Annotated in this window: 12 protein-coding genes and 1 riboswitch; of the genes, 4 read left to right on the top strand and 8 right to left on the bottom strand. The window is 33.7% G+C overall.

Going from position 1 to position 12,721, the window contains the following annotated elements:
• Nucleotides 1-305: 305 nt before the first annotated feature.
• The 8 genes from HWV59_RS01105 to HWV59_RS01070 all read right to left on the bottom strand — a co-directional run bounded on the left by HWV59_RS01105 (nucleotide 306) and on the right by HWV59_RS01070 (nucleotide 7,073).
• The gene (locus HWV59_RS01105) at nucleotides 306-1,733 is read right to left on the bottom strand and encodes a YcaO-like family protein (protein ID WP_175637891.1); all 1,428 of its coding nucleotides are present in this window, start codon (nucleotides 1,731-1,733) and stop codon (nucleotides 306-308) included.
• Nucleotides 1,721-2,482: an ABC transporter permease gene (locus HWV59_RS01100; protein ID WP_175637890.1), complete on the bottom strand. Its 762-nt coding sequence runs from the start codon at nucleotides 2,480-2,482 to the stop codon at nucleotides 1,721-1,723. The genes HWV59_RS01105 and HWV59_RS01100 overlap by 13 nt, the downstream gene beginning before the upstream one ends.
• Nucleotides 2,483-2,488: 6 nt before the next feature.
• The gene (locus tag HWV59_RS01095) at nucleotides 2,489-3,379 is read right to left on the bottom strand and encodes an ABC transporter ATP-binding protein (RefSeq protein WP_102231737.1); all 891 of its coding nucleotides are present in this window, start codon (nucleotides 3,377-3,379) and stop codon (nucleotides 2,489-2,491) included.
• Nucleotides 3,369-3,737: a CPBP family intramembrane glutamic endopeptidase gene (locus tag HWV59_RS27470; protein ID WP_407941607.1), complete on the bottom strand. Its 369-nt coding sequence runs from the start codon at nucleotides 3,735-3,737 to the stop codon at nucleotides 3,369-3,371. Before HWV59_RS27470 ends, HWV59_RS01095 begins: the two co-directional genes overlap by 11 nt.
• 225 nt (nucleotides 3,738-3,962) lie before the next feature.
• Nucleotides 3,963-4,802, bottom strand: coding sequence for a SagB family peptide dehydrogenase (locus tag HWV59_RS01085; protein WP_175637888.1), 840 nt, complete (start codon nucleotides 4,800-4,802; stop codon nucleotides 3,963-3,965).
• A 19-nt stretch (nucleotides 4,803-4,821) separates the two neighbouring features.
• Nucleotides 4,822-5,634, bottom strand: a complete 813-nt coding sequence (locus tag HWV59_RS01080; protein WP_102231734.1) for a hypothetical protein — start codon at nucleotides 5,632-5,634, stop codon at nucleotides 4,822-4,824.
• Between the two features lie 20 nt (nucleotides 5,635-5,654).
• Complete coding sequence (locus HWV59_RS01075) at nucleotides 5,655-6,566, bottom strand: hypothetical protein (protein WP_102231733.1); 912 nt, start codon at nucleotides 6,564-6,566, stop codon at nucleotides 5,655-5,657.
• A 3-nt stretch (nucleotides 6,567-6,569) separates the two neighbouring features.
• Nucleotides 6,570-7,073 (bottom strand): hypothetical protein, encoded by a 504-nt coding sequence (locus HWV59_RS01070; protein WP_102231732.1) that lies wholly within the window; start codon nucleotides 7,071-7,073, stop codon nucleotides 6,570-6,572.
• A gap of 285 nt (nucleotides 7,074-7,358) precedes the next feature.
• Here HWV59_RS01070 and HWV59_RS01065 point away from each other — a divergent pair, with 285 nt between their 5' ends.
• From HWV59_RS01065 to HWV59_RS01050, 4 genes are all read left to right on the top strand, one after another.
• Complete coding sequence (locus HWV59_RS01065) at nucleotides 7,359-8,177, top strand: helix-turn-helix domain-containing protein (RefSeq protein ID WP_175637887.1); 819 nt, start codon at nucleotides 7,359-7,361, stop codon at nucleotides 8,175-8,177.
• Nucleotides 8,178-8,478: 301 nt separating this feature from the next.
• Nucleotides 8,479-8,558, top strand: a riboswitch (glycine riboswitch).
• A gap of 163 nt (nucleotides 8,559-8,721) precedes the next feature.
• Nucleotides 8,722-10,071: an amino acid permease gene (locus HWV59_RS01060; protein ID WP_175637886.1), complete on the top strand. Its 1,350-nt coding sequence runs from the start codon at nucleotides 8,722-8,724 to the stop codon at nucleotides 10,069-10,071.
• Nucleotides 10,072-10,323: 252 nt separating this feature from the next.
• On the top strand, nucleotides 10,324-11,259 hold the full coding sequence (locus HWV59_RS01055) for an L-lactate dehydrogenase (protein ID WP_175637885.1): 936 nt from the start codon (nucleotides 10,324-10,326) through the stop codon (nucleotides 11,257-11,259).
• A gap of 435 nt (nucleotides 11,260-11,694) precedes the next feature.
• Complete coding sequence (locus HWV59_RS01050) at nucleotides 11,695-12,684, top strand: Gfo/Idh/MocA family protein (RefSeq protein WP_175637884.1); 990 nt, start codon at nucleotides 11,695-11,697, stop codon at nucleotides 12,682-12,684.
• Nucleotides 12,685-12,721: the final 37 nt, after the last annotated feature.

Below are 12,721 nucleotides of genomic sequence, written 5' to 3'. Positions count from 1 at the left end.
TAATAAAAATGATGTTATGAACTGATTAGAATCAGGAATACTTTTCATTGTTCAGAAAAAGCAAAAAACAATGTATAATTTATTGAGAGTAGAATAAAATAGTGATAGGTATAGGAAAAGGGAGTATCTCGCAAATACTCCCCCTCCTTCAAACAAATTAATTGAAGATGTTTACCCAGCACCAGCAGCAGCAAGAGCAGCACCATCCGCCTGGTGATAATGCACTTGCGTTGAAGTCCTTTTGGTCTTCAACTTTTTTGATTACCTTCATATTCTCACCTCCTTTTAATAAATAGATTAATAGGTTAAGGGAATGGCAGGATCTCATTATTAATGTCTACACCTTCTGCTAAGTATTCGTCATATTTCTCATGGCCAAGGACAGGTACGCCCGCGATAAATGCAGGGGTAAATTCTTTCATAAATACTTTGGAGATATAAATATGTTTAAAACGATCTCCTATCAGTAGTCTGGAGATATAAGGGTTAAGGTGGTGCTTTTTTACGTAATCAAGAATGTTTTGATTTGTTTGATTCTCTTTTATATCAGAAAGTAGTCTCTGTTGATTCCCTTTTACATACCAATTCAACTTATGCTGATTACTCTTAAGTCCATAGTATGAAACTGCTTGATAGAATGTCTTGAAATGTTTAGGATCATCATCCTCATTAACATCCAATACTCCATTTGAAAATTTAGATGTCAGCCAGTTAGGAGCATAAACGATCTTTCGCGTATTATTAACGGCTTGTGTATATTCTTCCATTGAAGCAAGTATTGCTTTTTCAATGTCTGATGAAATTCCCCCTCCAGTATTAAAGGAGTATTTGGTCATATCATCGTCAAAGGACATGGCTGTAATGACATGAAAATTTTGCTGATCCACATTGTGTCTAAAGAAACGGATGTTTTTTTCTTTAATATAATCTTTAAATCTCTCTAATTGTTTATTATGAATTTTATCAATGATAATCTCTTCGGGTTTTACCTGGCAGTACCAAGATAGATTTATTTCATGCCGTTCTATAATTTCCATCAGACCGTGCCCAATACCATGGTGCTCTAAGTAATGGGATGTAAGACCACCTGAAGTAGCATAACCTATTCTCTTTTCTTCTGGAGTTTGGGGTTTATAGTACATAAGAATAAGGCAAGCTGGTATATAGACGATATCTCCAGAATTTAATTCCTCCATCTTTATCCAGCTGGTATAGGTGTCTTCATGGAACTCTTCAAATAAAAAGTTTTCATCCATAAATTGATCTGCTGAAAAATTCCTAATGTCATGAGGATGAATGGCGTTCATTCCTTTTTTCTGCAGGTCATGATAAGATCCCAGTTCAATGAGTTCCTTTTGTTCAAAATATTCAAGGCATGCCATAAGTCTTTCAAATGCCTCTCCAAGGGAAGAACAAATAGCTTTGTATAAAGTAAACCCTTTTCCACCGGCAAAGATAGATTCATTTAACTTTACACTCATGCTTGTTCGTCTGAGTAAATAATTAAAGAAATAGTTGATATTCATGAATTCACAATTTCCGATGTACAATGGAATTTCTGAAGAGGGTGCCATGACAATATCAAGTTTTTTAATAAGATTAAAATATCCTAAGTAGCTGCTCATCTCTTTATAATTGGTGAAATCCTCATATTCAAGAAAAGGAGGTTCTGAAATTTTTCGTTTATTTTGAATAGTGACCTTTACTCTTTTCTTTTCATTTACGAGTCCCATCTAACCTTCACACTCCTTAATACGATAAATAGAACGGCTGCCAGTAAGAATAAGTATAATAGGCTACCAAAAGATTCATTAATTGAAAGTTCACTAATCCAAAGCATTTGAATAACCTCTATACTGTGTGACATCGGAAATATTTTTGCTGCATATTGTACATATTCTGGTAATGAATCCAATGGTAGGACAATTCCAGAAGTGAATAGCAGTGCCATAAAAAGACCTGAAGAAACTAAATTAGCTGTTCTTGCAGATTTAATAAATAACGCAATTAAAAAGCCCATTGCATAAAAAATATAAATGATCAATAAGTAGAGAAGAATGAAATATAGTATCTCAATGCCATTCATGTAAAAAGATGCACCGTATGCGACAAATGACAATGTAACAAAAAGAAATGTAGATAGAATACTAAAAGTTGAAAAGGTGAGAACTAAAGCAGAGAAATAACTTCTAATATTGATCGGATAGGTACTGTATCTTTTTAATACTCCCTGCTCCTTTAGTTCCAAAATGGTTATCGGAATTCCCATTAACCCGGCATTTGCAAGGAGGAACACAATATTGACAGGAACAACTGTATCAATTCCTAATACATTTTCTCCATATTGAGTCATCTCTCTTCCGAAAGCCCCGCCAAAGACGATGGTCAATATAATAGGTAAAATAATCATGAAAAAAATTGAAACAGGTTCTCGCAGTAATGCTCTCATTTCCACTTTATAAAAGGCCATTTGAGTCCTCATATGATCTCACTCCGTTTCCTTCATTAACTCTCCTGTGTGATAAAAATAAATATCTTCCAAATTTACTGGATGCATGTTGAATTTTGCGGAAGAATTTACTGAATGAAAGGTATCGTAATCCTCTTTCTTTATAAAGAAGTTATAGACCGAACCGGAAACTTTTAAATCAAGTTGTGAATTTCCTTCATTTATGTATTGCTTAAGTTCTTGTAAATAATGTTTTCTTGTTTTAATGACGAAGCCCCGTTCAAAATCTTCAATTAGCTCATTTGTGTTGCCGTGAAGGACGACTTTTCCTTTATTCAATAGATATACATAGTCACTATATTGTGCAGCCTGATTTAAATAGTGATCAGAAACAATAACAATATTGTCTTGTGAATAATCCCGAATCATATTCCATATTTCATCTCGACTAAATGTATCAAGTCCTGAAACAGGTTCATCCAGTACAACAATGCGATACTTGGGCATGAATAACATGGCAATTAGTACTCTTCTTTTTGTTCCGCCGGACAACATTTTTGTTTTTTGATGATAGTATTCCTGCAGTTTAAACTCTTTCAAATAATCGTACGTGTCGATATCTAACTTAAATAAGTCTTTTATAAGATTTAATTCCTCTGCCACGGTACAATTTTTGCGGAGAGTATTACTTTGTGTGAGAAATCCCACATAGTTTCTTATATTAATGTGATCAACTCTACTGTCGTTAATTGTCACCTGCCCATCGTTATAATGTCGAAGCCCGACAAGGATTTCGAGAAGGGTCGTTTTTCCACTTCCATTTGGTCCGGCAATTAAATACACCCCGGGATTTTGTAAAGATAAGTTAATGCCATCCAATACTGTTTTATCACCGTAGCTTTTGACTAAGGAGTTTACGTTAACTTGCAACAGTAACAACCTCCGATTTTGATGATTTATTTTTTAAGGTTAAATAATTATAAATTCCATGAAAGAGGATGGATAGGAGGATACTATTTGTCAAAAGAAATATCACTCCACAGATCAAACTTAATATTGCTTTGGAAAAAACATCATAGTAGGAGAAAGAGATATGAATCAATCCAAAACAAATGCTTCCCAAAAAAAGCAGTAAAAGATCAGAATAATCATTGTCTTGAAATAGATAATATCGAAACAGTAACTCTTCTTGTATCCCTATGATGAGGGATAGAAAGAATGCTGGAAAATGGACTTTTCCTTTAAAATAGTAGGAAAGATCTATAAGTATGACTTTTTGAGTAATCATATTTAGAATGAAAAAATCAAGCATAAAAAACAGAAAAGAAAGCATAACAACGATAAATACCGTCAAGATAGAAAACGATAGATTAAAATGTATAGAGTTTAATAAGAAAATGTTTGTTGTGATACATATAGCTAATGTACCTGCATATAGATATGGTGCTTTTCTATTCTTTCTAAGAATGAACATAAGGATCATAAGGAGTAATATTTGTAGGATAACGATTTCCTAAACCTCCTCTGGCTTATATCCAAAACAAATCGATAGAATAGGATAATCATTGCTTGAAAGGTCAAGCAACTCCTCTAATTTATGTTCTAAATATCCGGCAACAGAACAGGACCCCAAATCATGATATTCTGCAATTAGCTGTAAATAGGCAGCTAGAATTCCTGTATCAACATGGGAAAAACGGTATGCTCTCTTATAATACTTCGGAACAACTCTTTCCATATCTGCCACGATGAAACAGATAAAATTACTGTATACTGTAAATTCATTTTGAAAGTTAATTTCGTTAATAAGCGGCCTCATGTTACCAATGTCCATTAAGCAAAGTTCATCATTTATAAAATCGTAGTAATATAAGCCCTGCTCTAATCCTTCAACATTATTGACCACTATGTACAAATCAAGATAGTTAAGACCGCCTTGTGAGTTAGTATACTTAAATGGATATTTCTTTTGATTATATGCACCTAATCCATAGTTCTTTACACCAAAGCTATAGTGAATGATGTTACTGAAGGTTTCAAAATCTACTTTTTTGTTTTCATAATCTCTCAGTGAATGTCTGTTGGAAATTAGATGTGAAACCATTTTGTTCTGAAATCGTTCACTATTCACCTTAAGAGGTATTTTTTTATGCGATTGTTTAATAATATGTTCTTTATTATGCTGGATGTAATACTCATCATGCATATATTTCATGTAATTCTTCGTTTTGTAAGGTGTATCATCAATTATTTCATGGGCAACCTTTACTTGGTCCATATCTGTCACATCTAGTAGCTGTTCTTTTATTTGTTGCAGTTTATCCGGAATTTCCTTTATTCTTGTTCCTTCCATAGAGTCTTCAGCCCCTTTCTTAAGATTTCGTAATAAAAACTTCCATAATGCTTCTTTCTACTCCGTCAAGATGAAGTATTTCGTTTACTTTACTAGTATCAAGGTACTCTATATGTTCAAAGGGTTGTCCAGTTTTTTCGAGATGCTGGCTAATTCTTTCTAAGATTCTTCCATATTGGATTAAACCATTTTTATACCCATACTCTCCTAAAAACAGCATTTTTCGAATAGGAGTAAAAATAGGAAGTAGGATAATAGAATTTTCATCTTCTACGATTTCCTTTGAAAGAGACCTGAAAGAAAAATATTGATGCTGTTTTAATTTTTCTTTTATCTGTGAAGTATTTTTCCATTTAAATAAAAAGTCCTTTTGCGGAAGGTATTGGTATATTTCATTATGAACAAGGATCAGCAAATCAATCATAAAATATCCTTGTTTACTATATTCGTTTAAATGAGCTATGAGTTCTTTAATGGTTAGTGGAAAATCTCCCAAATCAACATATTTTTCTTTTCTCATGACATATTCCGAGTCTTGTGGATGAACAGTTGAACTATGCCACTCAATAGATTTTTCATACAGGTCCATATTTTTTAAAAATTCATCGGAAGAAACAGGATTTGAATTCACATGAAAGTATTCTGATGGTGAGAAATAGTGTTCACTTGTATAACGAGCCGAGTAGTATGATAAATTCTCCTCTAAAAACTCAAAAATGTTCTCAGAATAAGCTACGTTTTCTTCAATATATCTTTTAAAAACAGCTACTTCTTCACCGGTGAACTTCTCTTCCTTCTCCTCAAACATAATGCTTAGCATTTGCTTATCCAATTGCACATCCTCCTATCTTCTTATATAAATGCATGTACAAGGTTTTTGTCACTTTGGCAGCTTGGACATTTTGGGAATTTCAATAATCGGGTTTTCGTATTTACCATACGTTCAAAATCCAGTGAGTAGGCAAAATAATTCATTGATGAGAAACGTGTATAATGATTTAGTAATAATATCGTTTGATTGACAAGCATATGGAAGTGAAGAGGTCTTGATGAATGTTGAATTTTATCTTGTTGAAGTAATCGTTCCTTCATTACTTGATAGTCTAAGAGGTTATAAAAAGAAGATTCGCGTAAAATTTCAAAATCATTGTAACAGCCTACTTGATCAAAATTAAGTAGAGGAATAATAATTCCTTCATTTCCATCGAGATAAGAAATAATTAACTTTTTATTTTGCTCCAGGCATAGTTTATTTACTTGATAAAATGTACCAGGGGAAAAATGGTTTTTAAAGAGAATCACATATTCATATGATCTCAATTTTTCGCTTGCAGCCTTATCATCATGAATATGAATGAATTGCTCATCATGATTTGATTCATCAAGTACCAGGATATGAACAGAATAGTGATCTTTTTCAAAGGTATCTTTTACCTCTGATACATGTTCCCAATCTGTCAAGACACAAATAGATTTCTCAGTTTGTGTAACTGCAGTGGATTCTATCAGTACATCAATTTCAAGTAATTGTTCTAATAAATCTAAAACATATTCTTCATTTGTTTGGCCAATATTATTGATTAGCTCTCCTGCTAATTGTTCTTGAGGAATAGGAAAACTAATTCTTTCAAATAGAGTCTCTAAAATACCTAATTTCTCTTCATCCTTTATATGAAAAGAATAATTTGAAATACTGCCCTTTTTTACAAGATATTCATTACGGGAACACCTGATAAACTGCATGCCTTCATTAAGATTTAACATAGCTTACTTTTCCTCCTTATACGTTTTCTCCATGTGCAGATCAAAGCCGACAACTGTTCCATTCATGTCCACCTTTGCAATTTCAATGATGTGATTTTTGTTTAAGTCTATTTCATTCACATTTGAAGCTTTAGCATATTTTACAAATTGATCAACTGCTCTTTTAAACTCATTCATATCATTTGGTATAGAAATCTTAATACTTTCTTTTAGTGTATATTGATCGATAAAAAAGTAGGATTCATACTTTTTGAAGAAACCCTGTATATTATGGGATTCAGTAATTGGAACCATGATTTGTATAGTAATAGTTTTCTTTTTTTCATCTCGGCCAATGACCTTTGTAATGACCTTATTGCAATGTGTATGTCCCTTTTTACCTAGACGTTCAATAAGCTTGTCCATTTCTTTTTTCATTGTCATAGGGTTGGAGATTTCTTTTTTAAAGGCTACGATTTCTGTAAAAACGAGAGTATCTGTTTCAATTATTTCAAGTTCTTTTAACATGGATAATTAGATCCTCCTTTTGCTAGGAATAAAGTAGTGTTTTTTGTGGATTTCCCTGAATTATGTCCCTTTTTTATATTCTTTTGTATAATAAAAAATGGTAAATATGGCTTTAGGTGGTAATTAGAAACCATGGAAAGTCACCTTTAAAGCATTCATTTGTTTTTACTACCTTCCAGCTGTTGTTTCAATGTCATTATAGTGAGGATAATTGTTAATTTAAATAGGAAGATTTGCAATAAATCATGGAGAATGAGTCAAAAATTCTGAAGGGACAGGTAAAGAATGAAGAGCTTAGGTGATCGAATAAAGTACTATAGAAAGAAAAAGGGACTAACAAGAAAGCAGCTGTGTGAAAATCTATGTGATGAATCAACAATTTTTCGACTGGAAAAAAATATGCACGTCCCTCGCTTGGATATCTTATATGAGATTGCAAATAGATTAAATATTCAACTTGAACAGCTTCTGCTTGAAAAAGATGAGAAGCTGAACAAAATAAAAGCATTATGTAGAGAACTAATCTATTTCAATGACTATTTGGCGTTAGAAATGGTGCTAAATGAACTTGATCAACTTATAAAAAAGCGTAATACATCCTGCCCGTCAAGGAGAATGCTTTTAAAGTACAGATCTTGGTTAACTGCGATCTTATTGTATAAACGGGAAGGCGAATATTCAGAAGCGAAGCTATTACTTGAAGAGCTAGTAGAAGAAGACTATTTTGTAAATGAAATAGACTTTGATATTCTAAATACTCTGGGGCAAATACATTTAGAACAAAAGCAGTATAAGGATGCACTCCTCTTTTTCAAAAAAGCCTATGAAATGCTTTCAACTAAAACACCTCAGATAAATGACTACACACTATTTCCAAGAATCGGTTATCACTATTCTCTTATTTTATATTATATGGAAAGCTATGATAAAGCACTTGAAGTAGGTTATACAGTCTTATATTATTTAGAAGCAAATCAACTAATTCACTATAGAGGTGAGATATGTAACTTGATCGGCCATATTTTGACGATCAATCAATTTGATAAAGAGGCAATGGAGTACTTCATAAAAGCAGAATTGTTATATACTTTAGAAAATAAGTAGTATATATAGATACATGTAATTTATATTATATTCAAATTATTTGTTTTGCTATTATCTCTCCTTTTACATTAAAACTATCAGCAGCTAGCTAACTAACTTGTTTTCCTTTTGATGCTGTGGACATAAAAGCTAGATTTAATAATATAGGTGCTTTGCAAGTTAATAGGAGGATCTTATCAAATATGAATGAGAGGATACTTTTGTTGTTGACAAGGTATGTGAGGAGCATTAAAATTAAAAATTATTTGAAAATAATTTTATAAATACCCAAGCTATGATCGCTATGGATGAAACTATAGCAGGAGCAGCTTCTGGAGAGACTGCGGTATTCCGTAGCGCCGAAGGATTCACAATCTCAGGCAAAAGGACAGGAGAGTATAGAATATCTATTTGAAACCATACTAATAGTTAGTAGGTGGACAAATACTATTTAATATTCTTATGACCAAGAGATTTGGATGATATCCGATCTCTTTTTTTGATGAGTTATTTTTGATCATTGATTTACATCGTATGGTGTGCAGCTTTTAAGGAGGAGTTAGATTTGGCACAACAAGAATTAAAGAGGGATTTAGCAAACAGGCATGTTCAATTAATTGCAATTGGAGGCACAATTGGTACCGGTTTATTCTTAGGATCCGGTAAGGCGATACAACTGGCAGGTCCATCTATTATTTTTGCCTATTTAATAATGGGTATTGCCGTGTTTTTTATTATGAGGGCGCTGGGAGAACTATTGTTGTCCAAAGCAGGTTATCAATCATTTACAGACATTGCCGAAGATTACCTTGGACCTAGAGTAGCATTTGTAACTGGATGGACATATTGGTTTTGTTGGATTATGATCGCAATGGCTGATATTATTGCTGTTGGTGTATATGTACAGTATTGGTTTGATATACCACAGTGGATACCTGCCATCATCTGTTTGATTGTATTGTTAGGATTCAATCTTTTAACGGTAAAGCTTTTTGGTGAACTAGAGTTTTGGTTTGCCTTAATCAAGGTTATAACGATTCTTTTATTAATCGGCATTGGGATTGTTTTGCTAATAATAGGATTTAAGACAGATGCAGGCACAGTGACTATTACGAACCTTTGGGAACATGGCGGGATTTTCCCTAACGGTATTTCAGGTTTCTTATTATCATTTCAAATGGTTTTATTTGCTTTTGTTGGAGTAGAGTTAGTGGGGGTATCAGCAGCGGAGACTGCGAATCCGAAAAAAAATATTCCATCTGCAATCAATAAGATTCCTTTAAGAATACTTTTTTTCTACATTGGCTCGATTATTGTTCTGTTATGCATCAATCCATGGACACAACTAACTGCAGATGAAAGTCCATTTGTAAAAACATTTAGTTTAATTGGGATACCAATTGCCGCAGGTATTATTAATTTTGTCGTCTTAACGTCAGCTGCTTCTGCATGTAACAGCGGGATGTTTTCAACAAGCCGGATTTTATATAATTTAGGCAAAAATGACCAGGCTTCCTCCAGTTTCGCGAAACTAAATAAAAATCATGTTCCCGGTAATGCGTTGTTGATTTCCACGCTTGTCGTATCGGTAGGAGCACTTTTGAGTAAACTGATTCCAGCACAAGCCTTTGGAATTGTATCAACGATAAGTTCCATTTGTTTTATTTGGGTATGGGGCGTTATTGTCATTTCACATTTAAAGTATAAAAAAACACGTCCACAATTACATGCAAAATCAACATTTAAAGCGCCTTTTACGCCATTTATTAATTACGTTGTCCTAACGCTTTTTGTGATAATTCTTATTATTATGCTGTTTGCAGAAGAAACACGTTCTGCATTATTGTTGACACCTATATGGTTTATATTAATATTTATGATGTACTCATATAGGAGCAAAAAGAAAGAAATATAAGTAAGAATGTCATTAGAGGAATCAAATTGATTTCTCTTTTTTCCTTTCAGGTAAACTTGTGCAAAATGAAAAATCATGGTACATTTTATTTGTGAAATACTTCACAAATGATAGAGGAGTTATTTTTAAAATCAATTTGTGGAATTATTCAAACATACCTAAATAAATTATCTATATAAAAACTCTAAAAAAATTTTTATCAATTTATGTGAAACACTTCACAAATATAAAAGTAGGTTAGGAGGAATCAGAATGAATATAACATTAGGTAATAAAATTGTATTAGTAGGTAATGGTGCTGTTGGTTCAAGTTATGCTTATGCGTTATTAAATCAGGGCTTATGCGATGATTTAATCATAGTCGATCTGGACGAAGAAAAAGCCAAGGGAGATGTCATGGATTTAAACCATGGTATAACCTATGCTCTTAGTCCAATGAATATTAGATATGGCTCATATAAAGATTGTAAGGATGCTGCTCTAGTTGTTATATGTGCGGGTGCAGCACAAAAGCCTGGTGAAACAAGACTGGATCTTGTGAATAAGAATGTTAATATATTTAAATCAATTATCGAGAACATTATGAATTCTGGCTTTAATGGTATTTTCTTAGTCGCTACTAACCCAGTCGATATTTTATCTTATGCGACTTGGAAATTCTCTGGTTTGCCTAAAGAAAGAGTAATAGGTTCAGGGACCATTTTAGACTCTGCAAGATTTAGATATATAGTAGGAGAAGAGTTTAAAACAGCAGCAATAAGTGTTCATGGATATATTATTGGAGAGCATGGTGACTCTCAATTTCCTGTATGGAGCAGCACAAACATTGCTGGAACACCAATCGCAGATAGGTTAACAAAGGAGAGAAAGGAAGAGATAGCTGCTAGTGTGCGTGATGCGGCTTATGAGATTATCAAAGCAAAAGGTGCCACGTATTATGGCATTGCAATGGGGCTAGTAAGAATAACAAAGGCTATTTTAAGAAATGAGAACGCCGTCTTACCTGTTGGAGCATTGTTAGAGGGAGAATACGGACATCATGATGTTTTTGTAGGGATTCCTTCTGTAATCACTAGAACAGGTGTCAAAAATATTGTTGAACTATCACTAACTGAAGATGAAAAGGGTAAGCTGGCTAAATCAGTTCAAACTTTAAAAGATATCCAAAATACAGCTATACGTCTTTAATTCAAAGAGGACCTGAATCTTCTCTTAGTACCAATGTCAGCTTAATTGCCGAAACCGGTACATCTATCTTATTTAGCAGGTTTAATACTGTCAATTTCCATTTCACCAATAGCACTGTTGGTGAAACTGGCAAAAGCTATTTTAACGAAAATGACATTAAAATATAGACTTTCATATTGTCATTATTTTTCTAACTACTATCTATTAAGCTGAAGATTTAGCTTAGCAGGAAAACTCAAGTCTCTTTAGGATTTCACAATCCAAAGAGACTTTTTTTAGCTGGAAATGGGAAATATTTAGTAAGAAACTCTATCCTCAAAACAAATACTTAGGTATATGTATGTTCATTTATACTATAGAAGTTTATAGTAGGTAAGACAACTAAAACTAATTAAACTTATGAAAACAAAAGTACATAAGAGGAGGCCATTTTCCATGAAACTTGAAAGAGTTCGTTGGGGTATTATTGGATGCGGGAATGTAACAGAAGTAAAAAGTGGACCAGCATTTCAAAAAATAAAAAACTCTGAGTTGGTAGCTGTTATGAGGAGAACAGGTGAACTGGCAAAGGACTATGCAGAAAGACATAAGGTTCCAAAATGGTATGATGATGCTGACTTACTTATTCAAGATCCTGAAGTGGATGCGGTCTATATTGCGACACCACCGGGCTCTCATAAGGAATATACCCTGAAAGTTGCAAAGGCAGGGAAACCTGTTTATGTAGAAAAGCCAATGGCACTCAATTGGGCTGAATGCAATGAGATGATTGCCGCCTGTAAAGCAGCGCGGGTTCCTTTATATGTTGCGTACTATCGCAGGGCACAGCCTCGGTTTGTGAAAATAAAAGAGCTGTTGGAAAGTAAAGTAATCGGTGAAGTCCGTTTTGTATCATCAACTCAATACCAAAAAGCAAGGGAAGATGTGATGGATCCGGAAAATCTTCCGTGGAGAGTTCAGCCTGAATTGTCCGGAGGGGGTCTGTTTTTTGATTTAGCCAGTCATACGCTTGATTTATTAGATTTTTTACTGGGGCCGATAAAGGAAGCTAGTGGCTTTGCTTCAAACCAAGCAGGCAACTATCGTGCGGAAGATATCGTGACAGGAACGTATCAGTTTGAATCTGGAATCCATGGAATAGGAAGTTGGTGCTTTTCTGCCTTTGAAAATGTAGATGCGAATGAAATTGTTGGAAGTAAAGGTAAGTTTACCTTTTCCACATTTGGTGATGAGCCAATTGTTCTAACAACAGCTGATGGAAAAAAAGAATGGAAATTTGAGCGACCTCAACATGTTCACCAACCTCTATTAGAAACAATTGTAGCTGATTTAACAGGAGATAGCTGTCATTGTCCGAGTACTGGAGTAACTGGTGCAAGGACAAACTGGGTCATGAGTGAATTAGTTAAAAGTGAAAAGCGATGATCTGGTAATCTCATTATTAGGTCAAAGGGAATTTACT

The organism is Metabacillus schmidteae (assembly GCF_903166545.1).
Taxonomy (GTDB): Bacteria; Bacillota; Bacilli; order Bacillales; family Bacillaceae; genus Metabacillus; species Metabacillus schmidteae.
This window is presented reverse-complemented; position numbering and strand designations above follow the sequence as displayed.

Bases quoted from the DNA above. Each gene is read 5' to 3' on its own strand.
- HWV59_RS01075 (WP_102231733.1), bottom strand. From the start codon at position 6,566: ATGTTAAATCTTAATGAAGGCATGCAGTTTATCAGGTGTTCCCGTAAT.
- HWV59_RS01100 (WP_175637890.1), bottom strand. From the start codon at position 2,482: ATGAGGACTCAAATGGCCTTTTATAAAGTGGAAATGAGAGCATTACTG.
- HWV59_RS27470 (WP_407941607.1), bottom strand. From the start codon at position 3,737: ATGATTACTCAAAAAGTCATACTTATAGATCTTTCCTACTATTTTAAA.
- HWV59_RS01065 (WP_175637887.1), top strand. From the start codon at position 7,359: ATGAAGAGCTTAGGTGATCGAATAAAGTACTATAGAAAGAAAAAGGGA.
- HWV59_RS01055 (WP_175637885.1), top strand. From the start codon at position 10,324: ATGAATATAACATTAGGTAATAAAATTGTATTAGTAGGTAATGGTGCT.
- HWV59_RS01050 (WP_175637884.1), top strand. From the start codon at position 11,695: ATGAAACTTGAAAGAGTTCGTTGGGGTATTATTGGATGCGGGAATGTA.
- HWV59_RS01105 (WP_175637891.1), bottom strand. From the start codon at position 1,733: ATGGGACTCGTAAATGAAAAGAAAAGAGTAAAGGTCACTATTCAAAAT.
- HWV59_RS01070 (WP_102231732.1), bottom strand. From the start codon at position 7,073: ATGTTAAAAGAACTTGAAATAATTGAAACAGATACTCTCGTTTTTACA.
- HWV59_RS01085 (WP_175637888.1), bottom strand. From the start codon at position 4,802: ATGGAAGGAACAAGAATAAAGGAAATTCCGGATAAACTGCAACAAATA.